Origin of the sequence: Paenibacillus sp. FSL E2-0190 (assembly GCF_037992965.1) — a bacterium.
Classification (GTDB): Bacteria; Bacillota; Bacilli; order Paenibacillales; family Paenibacillaceae; genus Paenibacillus_AQ; species Paenibacillus_AQ odorifer.
The window spans coordinates 3,780,753-3,803,547 of record NZ_CP150306.1; the positions used below are offsets into that span (position 1 = coordinate 3,780,753).

25 protein-coding genes are annotated in these 22,795 nt (G+C 42.2%); 4 read left to right on the forward strand and 21 right to left on the reverse strand.

Features of this window, described 5'->3' with window-relative positions; all coding sequences use genetic code 11:
• Positions 1 to 40 precede the first annotated feature (40 nt).
• On the forward strand, positions 41 to 976 hold the full coding sequence (locus tag NST25_RS16475; protein WP_076279340.1) for a Gfo/Idh/MocA family oxidoreductase: 936 nt from the start codon (positions 41 to 43) through the stop codon (positions 974 to 976).
• A 355-nt stretch (positions 977 to 1,331) separates the two neighbouring features.
• Here NST25_RS16475 and NST25_RS16480 read toward each other — a convergent pair whose 3' ends face one another.
• From NST25_RS16480 to NST25_RS16495, 4 genes are all read right to left on the reverse strand, one after another.
• Positions 1,332 to 1,802, reverse strand: a complete 471-nt coding sequence (locus tag NST25_RS16480) for a DUF3889 domain-containing protein (protein WP_256715986.1) — start codon at positions 1,800 to 1,802, stop codon at positions 1,332 to 1,334.
• A gap of 197 nt (positions 1,803 to 1,999) precedes the next feature.
• Positions 2,000 to 2,626: a type 1 glutamine amidotransferase family protein gene (locus NST25_RS16485; RefSeq protein ID WP_339168073.1), complete on the reverse strand. Its 627-nt coding sequence runs from the start codon at positions 2,624 to 2,626 to the stop codon at positions 2,000 to 2,002.
• A gap of 109 nt (positions 2,627 to 2,735) precedes the next feature.
• Positions 2,736 to 3,698 carry a YafY family protein gene (locus tag NST25_RS16490; protein ID WP_076302585.1) on the reverse strand — a complete coding sequence of 321 codons (963 nt, stop codon included), beginning with the start codon at positions 3,696 to 3,698 and terminating at the stop codon, positions 2,736 to 2,738.
• Between the two features lie 538 nt (positions 3,699 to 4,236).
• On the reverse strand, positions 4,237 to 5,049 hold the full coding sequence (locus NST25_RS16495; protein ID WP_076302586.1) for a hypothetical protein: 813 nt from the start codon (positions 5,047 to 5,049) through the stop codon (positions 4,237 to 4,239).
• 539 nt (positions 5,050 to 5,588) lie between these two features.
• Between NST25_RS16495 and NST25_RS16500 the strand changes: the two genes are divergently transcribed.
• Both NST25_RS16500 and map read left to right on the forward strand, forming a co-directional pair.
• Complete coding sequence (locus NST25_RS16500) at positions 5,589 to 6,173, forward strand: TetR/AcrR family transcriptional regulator (RefSeq protein ID WP_340391839.1); 585 nt, start codon at positions 5,589 to 5,591, stop codon at positions 6,171 to 6,173.
• Positions 6,174 to 6,180: 7 nt separating this feature from the next.
• Positions 6,181 to 6,927: a type I methionyl aminopeptidase gene (gene map, locus NST25_RS16505; RefSeq protein ID WP_076302587.1), complete on the forward strand. Its 747-nt coding sequence runs from the start codon at positions 6,181 to 6,183 to the stop codon at positions 6,925 to 6,927.
• 193 nt (positions 6,928 to 7,120) lie between these two features.
• On the opposite strand, the gene NST25_RS16510 is transcribed toward map, so the two are convergent.
• From NST25_RS16510 to NST25_RS16550, 9 genes are all read right to left on the reverse strand, one after another.
• Positions 7,121 to 7,975, reverse strand: a complete 855-nt coding sequence (locus tag NST25_RS16510; protein WP_339187246.1) for a GNAT family N-acetyltransferase — start codon at positions 7,973 to 7,975, stop codon at positions 7,121 to 7,123.
• A gap of 288 nt (positions 7,976 to 8,263) precedes the next feature.
• Positions 8,264 to 9,004, reverse strand: a complete 741-nt coding sequence (locus NST25_RS16515) for a class I SAM-dependent methyltransferase (protein ID WP_081392544.1) — start codon at positions 9,002 to 9,004, stop codon at positions 8,264 to 8,266.
• Between the two features lie 178 nt (positions 9,005 to 9,182).
• Positions 9,183 to 10,001 carry an aminoglycoside phosphotransferase family protein gene (locus tag NST25_RS16520; RefSeq protein ID WP_339187249.1) on the reverse strand — a complete coding sequence of 273 codons (819 nt, stop codon included), beginning with the start codon at positions 9,999 to 10,001 and terminating at the stop codon, positions 9,183 to 9,185.
• A gap of 196 nt (positions 10,002 to 10,197) precedes the next feature.
• Positions 10,198 to 11,070 (reverse strand): AraC family transcriptional regulator, encoded by an 873-nt coding sequence (locus NST25_RS16525; RefSeq protein ID WP_076220205.1) that lies wholly within the window; start codon positions 11,068 to 11,070, stop codon positions 10,198 to 10,200.
• A gap of 240 nt (positions 11,071 to 11,310) precedes the next feature.
• Entirely contained in the window at positions 11,311 to 11,790 is a 480-nt protein-coding gene (locus NST25_RS16530; protein WP_339187251.1) for a flavodoxin domain-containing protein, read from the reverse strand.
• 33 nt (positions 11,791 to 11,823) lie between these two features.
• A complete protein-coding gene (locus NST25_RS16535; protein WP_339187252.1) occupies positions 11,824 to 12,675 on the reverse strand; it encodes a hypothetical protein in 852 nt (283 codons plus the stop codon).
• Between the two features lie 60 nt (positions 12,676 to 12,735).
• A complete protein-coding gene (locus NST25_RS16540) occupies positions 12,736 to 13,359 on the reverse strand; it encodes a TetR/AcrR family transcriptional regulator (protein ID WP_076277031.1) in 624 nt (207 codons plus the stop codon).
• 183 nt (positions 13,360 to 13,542) lie between these two features.
• Complete coding sequence (locus tag NST25_RS16545) at positions 13,543 to 13,644, reverse strand: sporulation protein YjcZ (RefSeq protein WP_197069683.1); 102 nt, start codon at positions 13,642 to 13,644, stop codon at positions 13,543 to 13,545.
• Positions 13,645 to 14,007: 363 nt separating this feature from the next.
• Positions 14,008 to 14,517: a GNAT family N-acetyltransferase gene (locus NST25_RS16550; protein ID WP_076184408.1), complete on the reverse strand. Its 510-nt coding sequence runs from the start codon at positions 14,515 to 14,517 to the stop codon at positions 14,008 to 14,010.
• 165 nt (positions 14,518 to 14,682) lie between these two features.
• Between NST25_RS16550 and xerS the strand changes: the two genes are divergently transcribed.
• Positions 14,683 to 15,765: a tyrosine recombinase XerS gene (gene xerS, locus NST25_RS16555; RefSeq protein ID WP_076190208.1), complete on the forward strand. Its 1,083-nt coding sequence runs from the start codon at positions 14,683 to 14,685 to the stop codon at positions 15,763 to 15,765.
• A gap of 669 nt (positions 15,766 to 16,434) precedes the next feature.
• Here the strand turns inward: xerS and glp are convergent.
• From glp to NST25_RS16595, 8 genes are all read right to left on the reverse strand, one after another.
• Positions 16,435 to 17,697, reverse strand: a complete 1,263-nt coding sequence (gene glp / locus NST25_RS16560; protein WP_339187253.1) for a gephyrin-like molybdotransferase Glp — start codon at positions 17,695 to 17,697, stop codon at positions 16,435 to 16,437.
• Between the two features lie 168 nt (positions 17,698 to 17,865).
• Positions 17,866 to 18,372, reverse strand: coding sequence for a DUF4178 domain-containing protein (locus tag NST25_RS16565; RefSeq protein WP_076130052.1), 507 nt, complete (start codon positions 18,370 to 18,372; stop codon positions 17,866 to 17,868).
• Positions 18,373 to 18,386: 14 nt separating this feature from the next.
• On the reverse strand, positions 18,387 to 18,791 hold the full coding sequence (locus tag NST25_RS16570; protein WP_036687618.1) for a DUF350 domain-containing protein: 405 nt from the start codon (positions 18,789 to 18,791) through the stop codon (positions 18,387 to 18,389).
• A gap of 123 nt (positions 18,792 to 18,914) precedes the next feature.
• The gene (locus NST25_RS16575) at positions 18,915 to 19,583 is read right to left on the reverse strand and encodes a PspA/IM30 family protein (protein ID WP_036687619.1); all 669 of its coding nucleotides are present in this window, start codon (positions 19,581 to 19,583) and stop codon (positions 18,915 to 18,917) included.
• Positions 19,584 to 19,653: 70 nt separating this feature from the next.
• Positions 19,654 to 19,992 carry a hypothetical protein gene (locus NST25_RS16580; RefSeq protein WP_076218215.1) on the reverse strand — a complete coding sequence of 113 codons (339 nt, stop codon included), beginning with the start codon at positions 19,990 to 19,992 and terminating at the stop codon, positions 19,654 to 19,656.
• A 24-nt stretch (positions 19,993 to 20,016) separates the two neighbouring features.
• Positions 20,017 to 20,949, reverse strand: a complete 933-nt coding sequence (locus NST25_RS16585) for a dihydroorotate dehydrogenase (protein ID WP_076098788.1) — start codon at positions 20,947 to 20,949, stop codon at positions 20,017 to 20,019.
• A complete protein-coding gene (locus tag NST25_RS16590; protein ID WP_076130050.1) occupies positions 20,942 to 21,646 on the reverse strand; it encodes a dihydroorotate dehydrogenase electron transfer subunit in 705 nt (234 codons plus the stop codon). The genes NST25_RS16585 and NST25_RS16590 overlap by 8 nt, the downstream gene beginning before the upstream one ends.
• A gap of 87 nt (positions 21,647 to 21,733) precedes the next feature.
• Positions 21,734 to 22,768, reverse strand: coding sequence for an NADH:flavin oxidoreductase/NADH oxidase (locus tag NST25_RS16595; RefSeq protein ID WP_076308325.1), 1,035 nt, complete (start codon positions 22,766 to 22,768; stop codon positions 21,734 to 21,736).
• Between the last annotated feature and the right edge of the window lie 27 nt (positions 22,769 to 22,795).

Below are 22,795 nucleotides of genomic sequence, written 5' to 3' on the forward strand. Positions count from 1 at the left end.
AGGTTATGATTAGTTCATTACATAAAGGGAGCTGAAACATATGAAAATTGCCGTATTAGGAACAGGGTTCGGAGCTTATCATGCAGAATTATTGACGAAAAATGAGCGTGTAGACAAAGTTATTGTTTATGGTAGAAATGAAGCTAAGCTGCAAAATTTAAAACAAACGTTAGGCGTTGAGATTACCACAAATATAGAGGATATCATGCTTGATACCACGATTGATGTGATCGATATCTGTCTGCCCGTGACTTTACATAGACAGTATGCCGTTGAGGCGCTTAAGCATGGAAAACATGTATTCTGTGAAACCCCCGTATGCTTTACCATTGAAGATGCCCTTGCGATGAAGGAAGCAGAACAATTGTATGGCAGACGAATTCTCGTGAACCAATTTATTAAATTTGATCCTGCGTACAAATATTTATACGAAACCACTTCTAATGAGAAATATGGAAAGCTTTTAGCCTTCACCTTAAAAAGAGAAACGTCTCCTCTCTGGGGGGATCTCGGACTTCATTCTATCTCCACAAATCTGATGATTCACGAACTTGATTTTGTAACGTGGCTGCTTGGATCGTTAGAAGAATACTTTGTGTGGGGAACCGATGGTGGACGAAGTGAACAAGCTTTAGTGCGTACCCATTTTCAGAAAACGAATGTCTCCGCAGAGATCGTTGTATCCTCACAAATGCCAACTGGTTATCCTTTTTCCGTAGGGTATGAGGCTTATTTTGAACAAGGAAAGCTAGTCTATCAAGAAAGTGACGACATGAACGGCACGGTTGAAGGATCATTAATTGAATATACCTCTGCAGGTAAACAGCAACTTTTGTTAGAACAAGCTAATCCTTTTGAAAAGAGTATTACGCATGCTCTCCAATGCTTAGAGGAGGGTTCTACATCAATAATCGAGTTAGACTATGCCTTACAAGCTATGGAATTAGCAATAAAAATAGAAAAAAAGCTTGTTTAAACATAAGGGTTGGTGTAGATATCCTTTTTCATGGTTTTTGTTTGTATGGGCGTAGAATTTGTAGAATTAGTGGATAGTAGCTAGGGAGAGGAATAGGTTTTGAGTTTTCTATTGTGAATTTTTCATATGTTGAAATTGTAGAATAAAGTAGTAAATTCAGTCCTTTTTGGTACGCTATGCTTAGTTTTTGTTCATAAAAAGCTGTTATTTCACAGCATTTTGGAGGGATTTCATCCTTGGGATTAAGATAGTTCAATTAGAGGATAAGTTAGCTGAACAGGCTGCCTATGATCTCGGCAGCCTGTTGTCATTGTGCTATCGTGCCCCATTAGCGTAATCGCGAGATTTATTAAATCTAACGATTAGTTTCGGAAAACTGAATCGATTGGATTGTATCAGTTAGCGGGTCAAATTGGATCGATACAAAAACTCCAAACTCGTTACCTGCTTTGCTTCTAATCCATAGTTTGAATTTCTCTTCAGACTTTTTAGGTGTTAGTTCAGTACGACCAATGTGCTTATAATCAATTATGACTGCATTGTATCGTTTTTGTGTTTCCTCTACTGCAATTTTGCCCCATTTTGCGTATTCAGGCGCAGCCTCTACTGTAACAGTGGAAAAAATAAGTATCGCCAAAAATGATATCAGTATTTTTTTCATAATAACCGCCCATCTGGAGAAGTTTTCAGTAATATCTCCCACTTTATCCAAATGTATTCTTAGACAACTTAACGCCAGCGTGCAGTCTACAACTTTATTTTTCAATTTATCAAGATCTAGATTTAGGAAAGTCAGATATAATAAAGGGTTCCACATATTAGTCATGACTAATATGTGGAACCCTTTATGCTTAACTATCGTACTCCGTTAGGATTTCTGTGGAACGAATATTTTAAATCGCATTGTTACTCATACGGCATCTTGTCCTTACCCATATATAACACACTGTTATATATGGGGTAATAGATGTAAAGTCGTTGGGTGTTCCATTCTTGTATATTTACCTGATACTCCCATATCTTTTATTGTATTGAATTCATCAACTCATAGTAATATTTAGAATCACTAGTCTTATTAAGGCTATACCAGGCGTCTAATGTTTTTGGAGAAAACACATCCAAAGCTTTCAAGATGTGTGCAGAAAATTCCAACGGAGCTATTCCAGATGCGGTGATCAGTTTTCCATCAGTTACAGCAGACTCCATTTTGTAATACTTTTCTCCTGTATAAGTGGGACAGATCATTTTAAGGTATTCCAGATCATTGCTTGTATGCCCACGTGAATTCAGCAATCCTGTCTGGGCAAGTCCCATTGTAGCACCACAAATCGCTGCAACCCATATACCTTCCCTTAAACACCTTTCAGCGATTTTTAAGAGGGGGTGGTGAATGGTTTCTGTCCATGTATCTCCACCGGGTAAAATCAATAGATCGGATCTTTCAATACTGCAATCATCCAATTTGATGTCAGGCAATATTTTCAATCCGCCCATTGTAGTTACTGGAGTCTTATCAATTCCCACGGTAACTATTTTTGATGGGGCCAGCCCCTTTTTATAATATCTTCCCGAGTTCAGTTCGGCAGTTAAGTAACCTATTTCCCAGTCTGCCATTGTGTCAAACACATAAAGATATACCGTATTATTCATTTGTAAGTTCTCCCTATTTTACAATTCATCAAGTGATACCAACCTTCGGTAATCAATGATTATCATCATTATAAAATGACTTCACTGACATCCGCTGTCAGTAAAGTTTTTAAAGTTGATAATATTCCATTAACTCCGACACAACACCAACAAGTTTTTCCTTCAAACTCTGTGGTTCGATTACTTGAATGGATTTCCCGTAGGATAAGAGAAAATTAGGAACATAGGTATGAATTGATTTTTCCTCAAGTAAAAAGATTGCTTGATTTGATGTACGTTCTTTCAGATGATGCCCCAAAAACCAATGCAGGCATAAGTCATCCAACGCCTCTGACCTACCTTCGATAATTAAAGCAATTAACCCGTCCTTGCCGACTAAATCAGGTAATAGATTTCGCAAAAAAAATTCCCGAGCCAAAAAATCTTCGGAACGTTTAAATATGTTTTGAGTCCGCTTGATTTGTAAAATCCGTTCTACCCGAAAGCTGCGGATCTCATTTCTCAGGTGGCAAAATGCAACAATATACCATTTATTGTTCCAGTACACCATTCCATAGGGATCTATCACCCTAGTCTTGGGTTGATCATCACGGCGTGTGTGATAATCAATTTCTACAGAGAATTCGTTTGCTACAGCTTGCTCCAATTCCGCCAATACTGGCTGAATAGAAGGGTCTCCCCTACGGTTTATAACTTCAAATCCGGCTAAATGATGGCTGAGAACACTTTCCTGTTCCTGATTCGAATACATTTTCAATTTGGATGTCGCATTACCTAAAGCCTCACTCAAAGGGTATCCGGCTTCTTCTGCAAAAAGAGCAGCATGAAGAAGTGCTTTTTTTTCTTCAATATCAAATAGCAGAGGTGCTCTGATAAAATTATTCAGTAAGCTATACCCGCCATTATGACCAGTGTCGGATATTATAGGCACTCCACTGGCACTTAGCGCATCAATATACCGATAGACTGTCCTTATATTTATTTCTAACTTTTCGGATATTTGTTTTGCGGTCATTTTAACACCCGAATTCAGCATCCATAGGATTGCCAGCATATTATCGTTTTTTGGCATCACATATACCTCATCTTTTATTAGGATCGCACTAAATTATTTACTTTGCGAATCGCCTGCATCCCTTTATTCATCAATCTTTCAGCCTTTCAATCCTCACTTAGCAATCTATAAACAACAATCTGCAATTTTTAACATTGCTGCTCTTAGCTCAACCCAACAATCTACTTTACCACAACTTGTGATACAGTTCACCGCGCTGTTTGTAACGGTAAGTTTTTGGGCCATCCTTTGCAGAATGCTCTTTCTTTGATCCGCTAGGTTCCAATTGCCCTAACCGCCGTTCAGGGGACTAAAGAATATACACAGCATATACATCACCTGGAAGAATGGATATTTCCAGTTTCAATAAACTTGAGTGATGCGTATAGCCTTTACCAAGTAGACAGTTAATAACGCCTTTACACAAAAACAAACTTACCATGCGTCTGCTCATGAGCAGTAACGCACGGTAAGTTCCATCAATAATAACTCTTTATTTGGTAATATGTTGTATTTTTATGAAAATATCTTCCTTCTTCATATATTTATGCCTTCATCAGTATTTAAGCTCAATATCCTTCCACATGGTATTCCCATCCTTGTCGAAGCCTGTCATCTCGGTAGCGCTCATCAATTCGCCTGTTTTGACATCAAAGAAAGCGCTCATTCTCAAACTGTCATTCTCACGATTAGGAGAATTCGGCGAGATGCCCATAACTCTTAGCAGCAGACGTGTTTTGGAGGAGTTAGGATCAGTATTATACCCGCTGATAGTAAAATGATACCCCTTGATCCAGTCATCAGCTATAGCAGGATTTCCTGGTTTCATCCCCAGTCTCTCAACAGCTTGTTTAACTGCATCGGAAGAATCGATTTGAATATCAGATATCGCATACTGTCCTTTTACAAGTAAATTCTTATCGTGCCTTTTCACATCAGTCTTAATGGCCATTCCATTATCGATCTTGATATAAATAAAAACATTCCCTTTCTTGCTGCCAAATTCGAGATTCCAAGCATCTCTTGTTCCATCCGAACCATCGGTTCGTTCCTGGGAAACAGAAGTGTCATCCGTGCTTGTTATGTTAATAAGTAATGGCTCTTCTTCCGTCAGCTTCTTCGCCTCTGAGTACCCAAGGCGCAGTGCCTCCATCGCGGTTACGCTCTTCTTTTCATTGGTTACCTTATTCGTTATTGTAGCGGCTGGTTTCTCTGTCTCGTTAATCATCTCACTGGTTGTTGTGGCGGCCTGTTCCTCTGATTTGTTAGAAGAGCCGTCGAAAAGAACATTTTTCATACTGAAGAATAGAACGACCATAATCACAACCAATGTAATTGAGGCAATGCTAACATATTTCTTCTTACGCAAGGCTGCTTCTCCTTAGTTAATGAGTATAAGAAACTTTGGTTACGCCATAATTAACTGCTGAAGTAGTTTACGTACTGTCCACACAATGACGATTAAATTTTCCAATTTTTAACACACCAAAATCATACAATATTGTTTCCTTAAATGCAATTCTTGTCGCATATTTTAAAATAACGGCTACTATTTACATTAGCTCGAAACGAAATTGATCCTAGCTCACTGGTTTCAAGGGTTAAACTTGCCCCTATTTATGATACGATTCACCGAGTCTGATCTTAAACTAAGCTGCCCGTAAGTGAATAAGTTAACAGTCATTCCCTCGAATCCTTTGATAGACATCCGCATAGGAAAACTTAAGTTGTTCTCGCAACTTTTTATTTTCTTCTTCGAGCTTCTTCATCTTTCGTTTTAACGACGCAATGATGGTGTCCTTGTTGTTTTCATCGAACGCCAACAAACAATTGCATTTCTCCGCCTCATGCGTTACACTCTTTACATTGACAAATTTGCAGGTCTATAAAAAGGAGGTTAACGCGCCCATGTGCCCCCGTACCAAAGAACAAAATGAGCTCATACGCATGCAGCGCAGGGAACAAATCCTGGACTTCGCCGCGCGCACCTACTTCCGTACGGGCGGAAGCTTTGATATTCGCGACGTCGCCCGCGAGGCTGGTCTCGGTTATGGCACGGTATACCATTATTACCCCAACCGGCATTTACTAATAGAAGATGTGCTGAGCAGCGGCTTCGAGCGATGTGAGCAAACCCTGACTCAATGGGCGAACATCAGCCGGGACACCCCTGACGACAGGCAGTTGTTACCGTATTGCAAGACGTTACTCCGGTTGTGGCAGTCAGATGCCCGCGCATATCTCGTCTACAAAATGGCAGCGGAACATTTTACAGGCTTGCCAGAGAAAGATCGGCATCCTGCCAAAAGACGATTCACGGAAAGACTGTATGTTCCACTCCAATCGATCATCCAGCGCGAAGACGACAGCGTCGACCTTATGCTTGCCGTGTTGGTCAGCTGCTGCGGTCTGCACTACTATGCGAACACTTCCGAGTTGGACATCGATCGAATTGCCCAGCTCGCGATGCAAGCTATTACAAAGGAGTCCTAATACAAACATGGTTATCTTAAAAAGCAAGTATGAAATCGAAGCCATACGCAAGGCATGCCAGGTTGTGGCCGAATGCCATCGCACAATTGCCCCGCTCATCAAACCGGGCATCACAACGAACGAGATTGAGCGCATATTCGAGGATATTATTTTGAAGCACGGCGCCAAACCATACACGAAGGGTTACAATGGCTATCAATATGCGACCTGTGCCTCCGTCAACGACGTAATTGCACATGGCTTCCCTACAAATAAGCCACTTGAGGAAGGCGATATTGTGACGATCGACACGGTAGCGGAGCTCGACGGCTGGCTCGGCGATTCAGCCTGGAGCTATGCGGTCGGGAAGATCTCACCGACGGCTGAGAAGCTGATGCGCGTCACGAAGGAGTGCCTTGACCTCGGCATCGCGCAGGCACAGCCCGGCAATCGGCTCGGAGACGTGACGAGCGCAATCCAGCGGCATGCCGAATCGAACAACTTCGGTGTCGTGCGCGACCTTCTCGCTCATGGCATCGGTCGTGACCTTCACGAGGAGCCGACCTATATGCATGTCGGCAAGCCCGGCAAAGGCCCCCGCATCAAGGAAGGCATGGTATTCACGATCGAGCCCATGATCACTGAAGGCACCTACAACATGACAATTGATCAGGACGGCTGGACCGCCCGGACGCTGGACCGCAAGCTCGCCGCCCAATACGAGCATACGATCGCCATCACCTCTGAAGGACCACAAATCCTGACCGCGCAATAGAACAATTAGAAGCCGACCAACGAGAGGGTCGACTTCTTTTTTATTTATTGAGCAGAACTTCTTTCTTCATCCGATACATGCGTTCATCCCGTTCTTTTATAGAGCTCAGCCGAAACAGGTTCGCCGACAGCCTCCATTAATTCCTTATTTTACCATCATGTACCATTCGCTTAATTCAATCTCATTATGTTTCTCATTTGTCTTTTGAAGTGTTTGAATAATTGAACCTTTTCAAATAATCACTTATTATACTCTGATCCTGATGCCACCATAACATGGAAAAATCAATTTTTTTTGCAAATCCTAGCTTTTTCGCTAACTGTATCGATCGTTCATTGCCAGCGTCACAACTATAATTCGGCAATAGATTGTGGTTCAAACAATGTTCTATAAATGCCGTACCCGTAAGTGTTGCTAACCCTTTATTCTGGTATTCATCCACGGTTACAATATCGATATCCGCATACCCTCGACCTACAAAATAAGAATTACAAACACTTGCAAATTGATCATCCTTCACTAGGCAGTATCCAAACCCTCTATCTATAAAGTTTTGTGCCGAACTCCATAGCGAGTCATAAGAAGCGTCCATTTCATTTTTGTATTTATCGAACAGAATGCCATCCATACGTTTCATTACAAATTGTTCTGGCGATGAGTTAAGGGTTTTTAGATGTTGGAATTGGGATAGCTCGAACGTAAAAGAAGAACGGTACAATAGTACAGTCTTTCCCGCTAGCCTATCGCCAATTTGAAAAAGCAAATCCGGCGTTGAAACATAAAGATCGTAGTAAATTGAATGATTTTGATCATTTAGCAAAAATTCAACCACATCGTTCATGAAGCTTTCATTGTCGCCACTGCCAGTCAAAAGATACTGTCCATATAAATTGATAATTAGACCGCAAGTAGGATTTTCTCTGCGATCAACAAACACTTTTCCAGACTGATTACGCTCAATTACGGAATATGCAAACACAGGTTCATACGCTAGATTTTTCAGCAGTGGCAGAATGTGAGCGTACTCTCCTTTAGATAACTCTATCATTTCATCTCTCCCTTCTATTTAGTTCCTCTACTTTTCACAAAACCTGATGCTTTATTACAACACAAAATATAGGAATAAATAGGATAAATAAAATAACCACTCTAATTTCATTTTCACCTAAGATTATTGCTGGTTTATCCCACCCTTTAGTTAAGCAAAAAAAATGGCTGCAGAAGCAACCACTATCAATTCCCGTTAGTTAAATGTATTCATTGAATTATCCATCCTTTTCAATTAATACAATTGCGTCACCTTAGATTTTTTCTATCGCAATACATTACGTTTCTCCTAACATTTCCTACAAACACTAATGATAGATGAAGATGACGGAGAAAACGGCGTTTTATCCCAGTCAGCATATTGATGTTCGACGCAAAAGCCGTGACGAGTTAATAAAGAATGTAGCGTATTCGGATCCGTGAACCGACAAGCAATTCGGGAAGTCGTTCGCTTATACCCCCAATCACGCATCGTGACCCAATGCATGATATGCTGGCCAGCATCGTAACATTGGGTGCCTGATACCTTGACGTTATTTCCATCCTTATCAATAAATGCTCCCCATTCTGTCTCCTCTTGATCGGATAAATCCGTTCCCTCCGGATTTCGGGTCTCAAATGCAAAGATTCCATGGGCTTGTAAATGTTTGTGAACGGTCGTGAGCAAATCGCTTTGATCTTTATCACTTAAGAATGCCTGAAATGCATTACCAGTCAAATAAATCATCGAAAATCGCTTGTCCGATTCGAAGGTACGGGCATCACCTTCCATAAAAGTAACAGTCAGCCCTTTCGCCTTCAACCGCGCATATGCAATCATCGCTGAAGAGATATCTACACCCGTCATTGTTAAACCGGCTTTCGAGAGGGGGATCGTTGTTAAGCCTGTACCACAAGCAAGTTCCAACACTTCCCCAGGACTCGATCTGGCAAGCTCAAGATAGAACTGATATTTGTCCATTTCACCGTCAAATTCAAGATCGTAATTTACCGGATCTTGAAATTCTTCAAGATTGTTATGTTCAATCAATACCATTCTCCCTTTCATTCCTTGTTAGAATATAATCGAAATAAATGCTAATCGACAGCCATCGCGCTTAACAGTATTATTTTACTTTTTTTTTGATAACACGTTTGGTGATAAACGGTTATAATCAATTTTTATCAAACATACCAGTCCTCGTTAGTTCAACCCTGAACGTTCCATTTCATATTTTATAAAATATACTTTCACCATTGAGGAAGGGGCGACAATACTCAGCGCATAATTTGGGCATTCTTTCACGCATCCAGTCATGAACATGTACATTCTCTATCTGGAACACGTAATACCCAATAATAGCGACCAACATTAACCCTTCCAACTGCAGTAGATCATTCGCTGTATTTTCACACTCTCTGTAATAACCCTTTAGGAAAGTATCTCTTCGATCGGAAGGCAGCATCATAGCTCCCATGGCTACATCAAGTAAAGCATAACCTTTTCCGAAAAAGCCAAAATCGATAAAACGCACCTTTCCTTCGGTTGTGATGATGATATTACCCATACACAAATCCCCATGAATAAGGTCCGGGCCAGCCTCCCCGCCATGGTCATCTAACCGGGAGTTGATCAATTGCAGCGTTTGTTCAATGACATTAGCATCAGAAGGCGTAAATAAATTCTTTTTCACACCCGAATGAATCACACGGATCATCCGTTCATTATAAGCTTTGCCTTGACTCGGGCGAATCTCCATACCTGAATGTTCGTACTGCCGAAAAAAAGTATGCAGTTCTGCTATTTGCGATCCCAGTTCTTTTACCAGTTCAAGATTGTTAACATCATTCATATTCATGTCTCTTCCATCCAACCAGGTGAGGACGGAGCAGTTTAGCAGTTCACCTTCGTATTCAATGATCGTAATAAGTTCACCCTCATTGTTTCTTACGGGAGTCTGTATTTCGTTGGTGCTCCAGCTTCCCAGCTTCTCAAGCATTTGCAATTCTCCAAGAATGCCGCCGAATGTATGTTGCAGACCTTTCATGTCCTCTATAAAAGGTTCATGAATGCGGAGTCAATATGATTTTCCCGTTCTGTCATTAACACGATAGGTTGTACTTCTACAATATTTTCGAAATATCCTGCCTATAGCTTGACGAAGCTACCGGAATGATTTTTCGCGGCAGCTTCGTTGTGAAAGGATATTCAGCGCTCAGTTTCAATAGTCCAACCAAACTCTTTTATTTCTTAGTGATAGGCACCCATATTTCACTTTTAAAATTTGGCGATGTGATATCTTTGTGCTCATTCCATAGAATTTCAGGCCCTTTAATTAGCTCATATCCCGATGACGGAGCCCATTCCGAATATATTCGCCCCCAGATCTCTTGTAGCGCACTCGGAAAAGAGCCGACGACTGTGAATACAGCCCACATAGAGGCCGCCACTTCCAGCTGATCCAAGCCATTCCATGCGTCTTTCGTAGTGGCAACGCCAATATAATGATCGAACTCTCCTTTTTCCTCCATACGTCCTTCAGAGAAATTTGTAGAGGCGCTTATAAATCCTGAGGGCTCAACATCAGAAAATCTCTTCATCTCATCAATCATTTCCGGCGTCAACCCTTCATACATCGATGCAATCTCCGGATTAACCCCTTGGAAAATGATTGGAACCCGTTTTTTTATACCCACGATGCGAAAAGACTCTTTGTTTTCAATCCGGTAATTCATTTCATTTCCTCCTTTGATAGTCAGCTGAAACGACATCCGAGGGAATGCCTTAAGGGAATGTCCATGGACCCGAGCTTCCGAAGGACTAACCCCATGCATGCTATGGAAAGCCCTAGAAAAGGAATCCGGCGAATTATAACCATACTTCAGAGCAGCATCGATAATTTTGATATTACTTTGTGAAAGCTCGAGTGCTGCCAAAGTTAGACGTCGACGCCGGATGTATTCCGACAGAGTAATGCCTGCTAGGAAGGAGAACATACGAGTAAAATGATATTCCGAACAGCAGGCTATTTTCACAACCTCCTGATAATCAATGGGATTTGTTAGGTTCTCCTCAATATAGCTTATTGCTTTGTTCAGTTGTACCAGCGTATCCATGACGTTGCCTCCCCTCGTTAATTATAAGGTTATCAGAGATGGTTTTTATCTTCCCGACTTTATCTGCACGATTCTGTAGGGTTTTTTCATGTTTCGATGAACAGAGACTCAATACGAGGAAGTTACTCTCTTCTCACAAGAAGGACTACTTTTTTTGATTGTCAAATTATAGTTAACATAATCATAATTATGTTAACTATAATCCGAAGTGCGTTCAGAAGCTCGATCGTCCACTCACTTTCACAACCTTTTCATAGCAAGAGCAAAACGCTCGATCGTCTCTTTTGATAACCCATTTACGTTCTTATTTTTTCCTTTTACCATCCGCAGTACAAACCGGTCTAGCAAAGTTAGCTTCTCTTCATAGATCTCATCTCCAAAAACTTCTTTCGTCACCGATTGGTCATATAACACTTCTGGAAACGCAGATTTCAATTCTTGTGAGGCCTGTTCACCTGTTGCTCCTGTACAAACAAACAATCCTACTCGTTTTTTCCCTAGTTCATTTTGATATTTTGTTGTAAAATCAGTCATTTGTTTTTGGATTTTTCCATAATAAACAGATCCTCCTAAGATGACCGTATCATATCGTTCTAGTGTCGGCTCTTTAACATGCATCAAATTAACTACTTCGGTTTCTTCGCCCAGTTGAGATTTTAATAAATAAGCCGCTTTTTCCGCACACCCATATTTCGAGGTATACATAATTATTGTCTTCATTCTAATCACTCCCTGCCGCTTGCTGGTCACTTATTATCTTAAGGGTTCACGTACATGCTTTAACAAAATAACCATACAAGCAGCAATAGCTACAGTCATCGTCGGAAAAATTACACACTCGGCTATAGACACAGCCACACCGCTATAGATCATTGCCACCAGCATTGCCGTAATTGCTAGCAGTAATGTAACTCCTTTAAAAACAACGACAGTTGCCAGTAGGTACCCAAAAGGTTGTCTACGAATGACCATAATCCCCGTTACAATTGCTAATGGGACTAAGATCGCAAGATCCAAAACTTGAATTACCAACGTACTATAGTGCTCTAGCCCTTGTGGCGGTGTTCCCCCCAGTAGTGAATTCAGTATTTTCCCTAGCCAGAGCAATAAAATCATAAAAGCAATAACCATTAGGGAAAAGCCGATTCCTTTAGAAGGTAAACTGTTTTTAAAGTATGTATGAATGGATTCTTTGTCGAAGGAAAATAAGGCTAGGATGAATGCGAAAAAACTTAAAGAAAACAACAGCACATAAACTAAAAACAATGAATTGTACATCGTCAGAAAGCTGTAGGATGCGTAAGTATATAAAAAGTACCCCAGAGTACCCGTAAGGAGCATCCTCCCCTTTATCGAGCCTTTAATTGTCATGATGAGTGAACTGAGCAGTAAAGGTATGGCAAGAAATAATGTAACTCCATCCTGTGCTTTAGCTTGTGCCGCCGCAGAGACAGAATCATGGCTGTACACTCCTGACCCCTGAAGCTTTACATCCTCGCCCCATATTGACGTGAAAGTATATTTTGTTCCATCACTTATCCCATCTGAAAACAACCCAACTGCTGTTGCAAACACTGCAATAACCGAAATCAACACCGACAGCACTACGACTTTCCTTATATGTTTTATAACACCCTCCCCCTCCTCCATGAAAATATTTAGATTTCACCTGGAGGCAATAGCAACCATTGAATCCAAATGACATGAAATCAGAGCTTCGACCTGATCATTAGGCAGATCCTTTTCGACAAGCAACCGCATAATTAAACCGAACGCTGCACTCCATATCACCTGAGCTGTGAGTTCTACGAAAGCTTCTTCACGGTTTTTTTGTGCTTCAAATCTGAGCAGGCCCTGGCAGAGCATCCCAATCGCTTTACGTTCCTGTGCAGCTCCTCTAAATAGAACAGCCGTGTAACTAAGAACAGCCGGTGCATCGTTTAGCATGACATTCCGGTATTCTACACCCATAGAAAGAGACATCCTGATGAACTTCTCCAATGATCGTTTTAAAAGTGTATCTGGAGGTAATTCCTGCTGTACCTCTTGTTGCACAGACTGAAGCTCAGAAAGCATATCCGTATATTTTTGTTGCAAATAGTTCTCGATAATCTCTTCTTTGCCTTTAAAATAATGATAAATAATTCCCGGTGAATATTCGATTTTCTCAGCGATTTTTCGGATAGACAGCTTCTCTATTCCCTCTTCGGCAATCAATAAAGCTGCATTTTGCAGGATCAGATTTCTCATTTCTTCACGCTCACGTACTTTTCGTTGTTCTTTAGTCATAAATTCGTCTCCTTGTGGATTGAACACCGTTTAATATTTGAACATTGTTTAATATATATTTTGAATTATTTTATGTCAATCTCCTTAGTCACATGTATTCTCCTCCCCCAATGTACATATCGGACATAAAAAATCCGCCAGTCATTTAGACTGACGGAACCTTTAATTTGTGAAGTTAAAGGATTACAGACAGAGGGTTTTAGTAATGATAACCAACAGGATAAACAGAACCAGAATAGCTCCTGTGGAAGTGAAACCACCGTATCCTCCTGCAAATTCGCCCATTGTTGACTCCTCCTTTGTAATTGAGTACATCATAAGATATGCAATATTGCCCTCACTGACTGGGTATTTTGAACACAAAAAATAAACCAACGACCTTTTTTATGGTGAATGGTTTAATAGGTTGACATAATAAATGTTATGTTAACTACAATAGAGAGCATAAGATGCTCCCTACATCACAATTCGTATATGTTCTTAATAGCTAGCCAGTTTTATAAAAAATCACAATTTCCTGACCTTCCGTCTTGACGCTCTCTTTGTCATTCTCTACTGTCTAGCGCTCACTCGCTTAGCCCCTTTTTCAATCCATTTGCCGTTAGTAGCAAGCTCCATAGCTAAAAGAAACCAGCAATATAACGGTTTTTATTTCTTAATCCTATTAATAGTTAATGTGTTGAAGTATTGGCTGGGGTTGCCTTGCTGTGGATTAAAGCGCTCTTGAAACTCTCCATGGGTATAGTCCCCGATCACTTTATGCCAGAAATCACGAGCAGGTATATTCGCACGGACTTGTGAAACCTTCCATTCCCCAGAGTACATATCAAAGAGCTTATGCGCAGCCCATGTACCTACACCACTTCGGCGGTATTTTTGCATCACAAAAAACTCAGTCATATAAAACTGGCCTTCAGGATTACGCAATAACCTGTCCACCAAAGCAAAACCAGCAATATGCCCGTCCACCTTAAACAAATATGCGAATTTATTATTTCCGCTACTCCAATAAGCTTCTAGTCCCGGATAGGCCGGAAATACCCCGTCTTGATTGACATCAAATTCTAAATAACGGGTGAAATCATATAGGTAGAACTGCATTAATCTGCTTATAGTATGCTTACGTTCTTTGGGAACCAGCTCAATTTCAAGTTTCATTATGTGCACCTCTGACATTTATGTTTACTTCACATCATAAAGCTTAGCGGCATCAGGAGCAAGGCTCGGACCTAGTTTCCCCTTCATTCGAAGTCCAATCCGGGACAAAACATGTTAAGATAGAAGGAAGAGATTTTATGCAATCTATGGAAAAAGGTGAATCACATGAGCGTTCAAAAGAACGATGACCGTAAAAAACTTGATCAAAAGCTACCCCTCATGCCCTGGTTCGTTCAGCAGTTTATTGATTATAAACGCCCTGATCTCTCCCCTTCCACACTGCTGGAGTATATCCGGGATTATGAATCTTTTTTCGGCTGGTTGCGTGCAGAGGGCTTATCTCAAGCCGGCTCAAATACCGAGATCACACTTCTAGAATTGGAAACCCTACATATGGACAGTATTGTCGGATATCGGTTGCATCTAACTACTCGCGCCGAGGGAACGAACACTCGAGTTACTGTATCCCGTAAGTTATCTGCATTACGCTCCTTATTTCATTATTTAAGTCAAATCGCCGAGGATGAGAACTTTTATCCATTGCTTAAACGCAACATTATGGCTAAGGTTGAGGTCAAACGAACACATAAGCCAAAGGATACTGCCGCTAAGTTAAAGGGTAAGATTTTGGAAGATGAGGAATTACTGGAGTTTGTGGGGTACATTTATGAAGGTTATGGACGGGATGTGGAAGGTAACAAACAGGCTTATTATTCGTTTCAATTAAATCATGAGCGCGACGCCTGTATTGCCAGCTTAATTCTGAACTCTGGCCTGCGTGTGTCTGAGGTAGTCAATCTAAACGTAGACGATTTGGATGTTAACAACAAGCTGCTATATGTCACCCGCAAAGGGAATAATGACGAAACGTTCAAGACACCTGTCTATTTTCGAGAGCAAGCTAAAGATGATCTAGCTCTTTATCTTAGTCTGCGCCAATCTCGCTACAAAACACCCAAGAGAGAAAAAGCCTTGTTTATCTCTCTCCCTAACGGGCGTCAAGAAGGCAAACGTATGACCAAACGTGCGATTCAAGAAATGATTATTAAGTACGCTAAACGCTTTGGTAAACCGTATCTTACGGTTCATAAGCTGCGTCATTCTTTTGCAACAGATTATTATCTGCAAAATGATATTTATAAAACGAAGGAACAGCTCGGGCACGCATCCACCGAAACAACTGAGATCTACGCTCATCTAACGGATAAAACGATGTCCGAGGCGATCGAACGGCGTACCGATAATTAATCATCACCAAGGGGAGTTATACTTCGGATGAGTAGCCGCTCTTCGCTAGTGCAGAGTTGTTATCGGTCTCAGCGGACCTTAAACGCAGGATTATCTCACATTTGGGTGGCTAACGGACCCCAAGGTCGCTATTGGCCTGAAATACGTAAATATGAGCTCCATTCTATGAAATAGCGACGCTGAGGTCCGAAACCCCGCTTAAAAGGTGATAAATAAACAAATAAGATCATCTGAGTCCTTAAGCATCCGCGGGGGATTAATCTCGGCAGTGGTGCAGGCTAATAACTCCAACCAGCAGAGCAGCGACTCTTCCGATAGGAGAATTGCTATGATAGTGTCGCCTACCCGGACATTTCATTCTCGCTTTTTTTCAAATTTGAGTACAACCGGCGGGCACCCCTAACCCTTTTATTGTTGCACTAAAAACCCACTTACGGTACGCAAGTGGGTTTTCTTATTCTAGTTTCTGGGGTAAAATCTCCCTTTAAACCGGTTGTAAGCGACTATTGGGTTAGCGCGAAAACTGTTTTTTTGTTTGTCTATTGTGAATTTTTCATATGTTGAAATGTTGGAAATAATTCCGTTGACCCAGCAATTATATGTTGATTTCCGTACGTGCGTGGATATCAAATACCTTTTAATCATCGATGGCCAGAGTACCCTCCACATCTAGCCCCGAATCTCTCCTGGCAGTTTGATCACTGTTACCTTATCTCCGGCGGATAGCCCCTTTTCTTCTGGGGGTACAACTATCAAACAGTCGCTATCCTTGATCGTGACCGTTACGGAAGATTCATCAATGAGTGCCGGATAAGCAAACAGGCTGCCGTCTTTAATTTCTAACCGAGCTCGCACAAATCTAGTAAAATTATTCACTCTTTTATAATCTGTGCCGAGTGTAGCGCTCCATTCCGGTAAAAAAGGCTTAGAAGAACTTTGCATCAGTGAAATCACAGGTCGTGCAAACAGTTGAAACCCAACGAAACAAGCCCCCGGATTTCCTGATAAAGCTAACAGCAGCTTACCCCCTCTAACCGCAGCAGTAGTTACGCTTCCCGGACGCATCGTCACTTTGTTGAACAACATATTACCACTTTGTTCGCGAACCAAGTCGCCCATGATATCATAATCCCCCACAGAAACGCCACCCGTTGTAATCACAAAATCATAAGTTTCCAGCGCCATCTGTACTTTACTTCTAGCCAGCTCCAGATCATCCACAATAGAGCCTAACATTACTGGAACCCCCCCTGTTTCTTTGACTAGAGCTTCTAGCATAGGGGAGTTACTATTGCGGATTTTGCCAGGCTCCAGCGGCTCATGCACTTCCAGCAGCTCTGTTCCTGTGGCAAAGATGGCTACCTTGGGACGACGATAGACTTTCACGGTATGTAATCCAAACGCTGCAAGAACAGCTATATCCCCCGCAGAGATTAACCTTCCTGTAGGCAATACAAGATCACCTTGGCTTAATTCGAAACCTTGAGGTGTGATATTGCTGTTTGCTTCTAATTTTTTTCGAATACCAACGTAAGTCTTTCCTTCCTCTTCACGTCTCTCCGTGACCTCCAGCATCACCACAGCATCTGCACCAACCGGTACTTGTGCACCCGTCATAATTCTTGCGGCTGTTCCCGGAGTTATATCTACCGCAGGCACTGCGCCACACGGAATATTATCCACAATTTCTAACCATACCACTTGTCCATTAACACAGTTACGGGTATCCCCCGCGATAATCGCATATCCATCCATACTCGAACGATTAAACGCAGGAAATGGGTGTGGAGCAATCACCTTTTCAGCCAAATAACGTCCACAACACTCATCCAGCGATACGTCTTCTGATTCTAGCGGATTGGCATATTTGATTATTTTGGCCTGAGCTTCTTTTACTTGCAGTGCTTCACGCTGAAATTTATTATCCTTCATAAAGACCTCCGCTCTGAAACGTCGATTTTTGCAGTAATAGGTATTATTTTAACATGAGACCTCTTGAAGTAAAATTATAAACACAAAAGGCCACCATCCATGTTTATGGGCAGCAGCCTTTTCTACAATATTTTTTCCGGTATAGTGACCCGTTACTTCTCTACTAGTCTAGGATGCTCTAATTACCTTTACATCCCCAGGGATTATTTTCTCCCCTTCATAAAGCATAAACCGTCCATGTTGCCACTCTACACGCAGTAGACGTGAATCATCTGATTGATATTGCCACACATGCTGCTCTCCACCGTTCATAAATGGAGTCTGACCTGCAACAGCAACAAAACCTTCATATTCTTCCTCCAGGAAAAATGTATAGCCGTCGAGCTCAAGCGTTGCTGGAACCTCAGCAGGATTATCTAACCGCCCATCGATAGGTCTGTACAATCCATATTGCAGCTGTTCCCGCTCTTCTATATGAAGATAAGCTATCTGGCTTCCATCTCTAAGGGTCAGAACTACAGCATTACGGCCCCGATTATGTGTCCGGCCAGTAACTTCATAGGTGACAAGCGATACTTCACAAATGTCTCCGGGAGACAAATTAAGCATACTTTTTTGAACTTCCTGAGGCGCTGGCTTAGAGAAAAGGTTACCTATACGTTTCCACATACTCAACTTGATCGTTCCTCCTACATAAAGGCAGTAATAATTAAAGCACCCGTAATTTGCAGTGAACCTGATAGCAGGCCATATCCGATTTTACCAAGCTGTGTACCATGATCCAGATCCAGCTTCCCCCAATTTGCTAGTAGAAGTCGAACTGTTCTTTCTAAAATTAACAAAAGCAAAAATGATACCAACGAAATCAGCAACGCATCTAACAAACTATTAGAAGCCGCTATCGATGAAGATAAAATGAAGGCCTGAGCTAAAAGCTTCATTACAAACCGTGTAGTCACCGCCATATTTCCAGCCTTTAACTCTTCTATATCGTTATAACGAGTAAAAAGTGAATCTATATACATCAGTACAAACAGCAACACAGCGCCGCTCACCGTCCACACGACCATGGACACCAGAATATGGAGATCCATTCTATAGCCCCCGCTTAATCATTTTGCATGCCTTTCATAAGCATAGATAAAGCGAAGAAGAAACGAATTTCTGTCTCCCCTTCGCCTGTGAACACCAGCCGTGAACCGGCTAAAGATCAAATGTTATTGCTTCTCGTATTGTTTCATCAGAGCCGCCAGTTCATCTTCAACCGCTTGATCTTTGTTCAGCTTCTCGAATTCATCATCCAGAGATTTATTGCCTGAACTCATCTCATTGCTGGCTTCAGCCTGAGCTTCTGCTTGCAGCATTTTATCTTCCATACGTTTGAGTCCTGCAGACGCTGAATCGGAACTAAATCCGCTCATTGCCTTGTTGATCTCGGTTTGAGCTTTGGCAGCATTATAACGTGCAACCAATGTCTCACGTTTGTTCTTCATTTGGGTAAGCTGTTTGCGCATCTCTTCAAGCTTGCCACGAAGGTTATCCGCAGAGGCTTTGTTCTGATCAAAGCTGGCTTTGTATTCTACCAGTTTAGCTTCAGCAGCATTTTTCTCTTCCAGAGCGCGGCGAGCAAGGTCAACATTACCCGCTTGAGCTGCTGCATGAGCCTGTTGGGTACGTTTGTTAACAAGCGCTTCTTGTTCTTCATACAGCTGTTTGAATTTCTTCTCAATGGCGATTTGCGCCGCTACAGCTTTTTCTGCATCTTCTAAATCTTCGGTCATATCACGAATGTATTGATCTGTCATTTTAATCGGGTCTTCTGCTTTGTCAATAATCGCGTTCACATTAGACATGGTTAAATCGCGCAATCTTTTAAATATAGACATGGTTTCATTCCTCCAAAAGATAATTTAATTCCTCACATGCTATCTTTTACGTAGAATTGCCACTACCGTTTCATATTTGTTGCGCTAAATATTGATTTACTTTTAAATTCACAATTTCCACGACTTCCATAATACCTTCTTTCGTGAGATTGTCGTAATGAATCCCCATCACTACTGTGACCGTCTTGTTCAGCGCTTCAGCTACTCTGATCGCAATGGGCTCGCTTATCGTGTGCTCTTTATGATGAGGAACCGCTGAAGTCAGTACTTTAACCTGCTCCCCCTCCAGATAAGCAGTACTCGTCGCACCAATATGCCGAACACCTCCACTAATTAAGAGCAAGAGATCACGTCCGACAGCCGTCGCCTTCAGCTCAATATCCTCAGGATCAATCTGGTTAGTAGTCAATAGTATTCCCCTCACTACTTCACTTTATATAATGCCCCGTATTTCCTCTAGTGATTGAATATTTTCTTCAACCATAAATTGCTCAAGCTCTGCAACTAGCTGACTACCTGCACGCAAGTTCATGAAATTATAAGTTCCCACTTGGATAACTGCAGCACCTGCCATAATAAACTCGATGATATCCGTTGCTGAAGTGATGCCACCCATTCCGATCACGGGAATCGTTACGTTTTGTGCAACTTGATGCACCATACGCAGAGCGACAGGCTTAATCGCAGGTCCAGACAATCCAGCATATAAGTTATTGAATACACTGCTTCTACGGCGGACATCAATCTTCATTCCTGAGATAGTGTTGATGAGCGAGACAGCGTCTGCACCCTCCTCCTGACACATTTGTGCCATTTCAACGATATTTTCGGCTCCCGGCGACAGCTTTACAGCGAGGGGCAGTTTAGTTGCGCGTCTAACAGCCTGTACTACTTTTTGAGCTTCTGAAGTTTGGATCCCAAACGCAATGCCGCCCTCTTTAACATTTGGACAAGAAATATTCAATTCAATCATGTCTACTGCTGTCTTACCTGCACTCGCACGAGCATCTGCATCCCGCTGAATCATCTCAGCTCCAAGAACATAATCTTCAAGTGTGCCTCCACCCAGGTTGACCAAACGAGCGGTGTCGAGTGTTTCCCAATAAGGGCATTCTTTATCTAAAAATGCAGCTACACCCGGATTCTCGAGTCCCACACTATTCAGCATACCAGAAGCTGTCTCGTATACACGAGTGCCGGGATTCCCCGCTTTCGGATTGAGGGTTAACCCCTTGCCAGAGATTCCGCCCAGCAGAGACACATCATACAGCTTGCCATATTCACGGCCAAAACCAAACGTTCCAGAGGCCATTATAATTGGATTTTTAAAATGAACGCCAGCAATTGTTGTGTTCAACTTAGTCATGGAAAAGCACCTCCTCAGAAAGAAACACAGGTCCGTCTGCACAGGCCTTCTTTTGGCCATCACGGCAGGATACACTGCAGACCAGACAGGCTCCAATCCCACAAGCCATTCGGTTCTCTAGAGAAAGGTATACTTTCGTTCTACTGCCTGCTTCTTCAGCAGCAATGCCTTTACGTTGAGCAGCTTTAAGCATAGGGTGTGGGCCGCAGACAAAGACATGATCATATTGGCTGAAATCCACACTATCCAAAATTAAACCGCCAACATCGACTACAAGCTCACTTGCAAGTGGGCGAAACGCTTCTGTCCGGTAAGCTTCACGGCTAAAGCCCAAAAAAATATCACTCCCCGGAAGCTGCTTCGCGCAATAATAAAGCGGTGCAATTCCGATCCCACCGCCGATGAGTGCAACCTTCCCTTCGACCTGTGGAAATCCATTTCCAAAAGGGCCCTCAAGCTCTACCGAATCACCTGAACCCAGTCGTGATAATATCTCCGTACCTTCCCCAACGACGTGATACAGAAATTCAACACTATCCTCGTGTACTTCATGTATACTTAAGGGTCTGGATAGGATGGGGTAAGCTCCCCATGCCCGTAACATGTAGAATTGACCCATTGCTCCGCCACTATTCGTCTCTACCTTAAGGTGATACACACCATCTGTCAGCCGTTCGTTACTTAGAACCGTCCCCACGTTATCAAGCTCCTTCAAATTTTATCTTTATTAAGATTGCCTTAGAAGGAGCATAAAATCTGTGACAAACTTCACACCGAAAATGGTCTAGCCTCTTTTCCAAATCCCACGTTCATAAGGTTTAGGTACATCATGTACGCCACCAAGCGCTTCTTCAGCATGTAAAGCCCAATAAGGATCACTTAACATCCCACGGCCAATAGCTACAAGCTCCGCCCTTTTTTCTGCAATGATGGACTGTGCCTCAGAATAGGCTTCAAGCCGTCCTACCGCAATTACTGGCACTTGTAATCCACTGCGAATATATTCTGCCAGATCTGCTTGGTAGGCTGGGCCCGCATTAGGTCCACCATTAGAGCCAATGGGACCTTCACCACCTGAAGACACATGGAACATATCCACTCCAGCATCCTTATATCGGCGGCAAAACGCCAGGGCATAGTCAGCATCATATCCACCATCAACATATTCTTTCGCGGAAACCCTCATGATCAAGGGCATATCTACTGGCACTACTTCTCGGATTGCTGCAACTACTTGTACTCCAAAAAGTGCTGGATCTTGTCCATATTCATCCAATCTGATGTTGGTCAGAGGTGAATGAAACTGGTGAATTAAGTAGCCATGCGCACCATGAATCTCCACAGTATCAAATCCTGCCTCCACAGCTCTACGAGCGGCAGCACGAAAGGCTTCTATCATCTCAAGGATGCCTTCCTTAGAAAGCGCCTGTGGCTGCTTAGAACGAGCATCAAATGGAATTGCAGAAGGGGCAATCGGCGGTTCAGCATCGACTGCTTTACGTCCAGCATGACCTAGTTGAATGGCTATTTTTGCCCCATAGGCATGTACACTTTCTGTGAGCTTACGATAAGCCTCTATATGTGTATCACTCCAAATCCCTGTATCCCGGTTCGTTATTCTACCGTCCGGGTGGACTCCAGTCATCTCGACAATGATTAGACCAGCACCTCCAACAGCACGGCTAACATAATGAACAAAATGCCAATCATTAGGAATTCCATCCTCTTTATCCACCGAATACTGGCACATAGGCGGCATAACAATACGATTTTTCAGCGTTAAACCCTTCAATTCATAAGGTGCAAACAATTCTGACATCCTTGTCCCCATCCTTCCACCTGTCTA

Coding starts and splice junctions, on each gene's coding strand:
- NST25_RS16475 (WP_076279340.1), top strand. CDS start 41: ATGAAAATTGCCGTATTAGGAACAGGGTTCGGAGCTTATCATGCAGAA.
- NST25_RS16480 (WP_256715986.1), bottom strand. CDS start 1,802: ATGACTAATATGTGGAACCCTTTATTATATCTGACTTTCCTAAATCTA.
- NST25_RS16485 (WP_339168073.1), bottom strand. CDS start 2,626: ATGAATAATACGGTATATCTTTATGTGTTTGACACAATGGCAGACTGG.
- NST25_RS16490 (WP_076302585.1), bottom strand. CDS start 3,698: ATGCCAAAAAACGATAATATGCTGGCAATCCTATGGATGCTGAATTCG.
- NST25_RS16500 (WP_340391839.1), top strand. CDS start 5,589: ATGTGCCCCCGTACCAAAGAACAAAATGAGCTCATACGCATGCAGCGC.
- map (WP_076302587.1), top strand. CDS start 6,181: ATGGTTATCTTAAAAAGCAAGTATGAAATCGAAGCCATACGCAAGGCA.
- NST25_RS16510 (WP_339187246.1), bottom strand. CDS start 7,975: ATGATAGAGTTATCTAAAGGAGAGTACGCTCACATTCTGCCACTGCTG.
- NST25_RS16520 (WP_339187249.1), bottom strand. CDS start 10,001: ATGAAAGGTCTGCAACATACATTCGGCGGCATTCTTGGAGAATTGCAA.
- NST25_RS16525 (WP_076220205.1), bottom strand. CDS start 11,070: ATGGATACGCTGGTACAACTGAACAAAGCAATAAGCTATATTGAGGAG.
- NST25_RS16530 (WP_339187251.1), bottom strand. CDS start 11,790: ATGAAGACAATAATTATGTATACCTCGAAATATGGGTGTGCGGAAAAA.
- NST25_RS16540 (WP_076277031.1), bottom strand. CDS start 13,359: ATGACTAAAGAACAACGAAAAGTACGTGAGCGTGAAGAAATGAGAAAT.
- NST25_RS16545 (WP_197069683.1), bottom strand. CDS start 13,644: ATGGGCGAATTTGCAGGAGGATACGGTGGTTTCACTTCCACAGGAGCT.
- NST25_RS16550 (WP_076184408.1), bottom strand. CDS start 14,517: ATGAAACTTGAAATTGAGCTGGTTCCCAAAGAACGTAAGCATACTATA.
- xerS (WP_076190208.1), top strand. CDS start 14,683: ATGAGCGTTCAAAAGAACGATGACCGTAAAAAACTTGATCAAAAGCTA.
- glp (WP_339187253.1), bottom strand. CDS start 17,697: ATGAAGGATAATAAATTTCAGCGTGAAGCACTGCAAGTAAAAGAAGCT.
- NST25_RS16570 (WP_036687618.1), bottom strand. CDS start 18,791: ATGGATCTCCATATTCTGGTGTCCATGGTCGTGTGGACGGTGAGCGGC.
- NST25_RS16575 (WP_036687619.1), bottom strand. CDS start 19,583: ATGTCTATATTTAAAAGATTGCGCGATTTAACCATGTCTAATGTGAAC.
- NST25_RS16585 (WP_076098788.1), bottom strand. CDS start 20,949: ATGACTAAGTTGAACACAACAATTGCTGGCGTTCATTTTAAAAATCCA.
- NST25_RS16595 (WP_076308325.1), bottom strand. CDS start 22,768: ATGTCAGAATTGTTTGCACCTTATGAATTGAAGGGTTTAACGCTGAAA.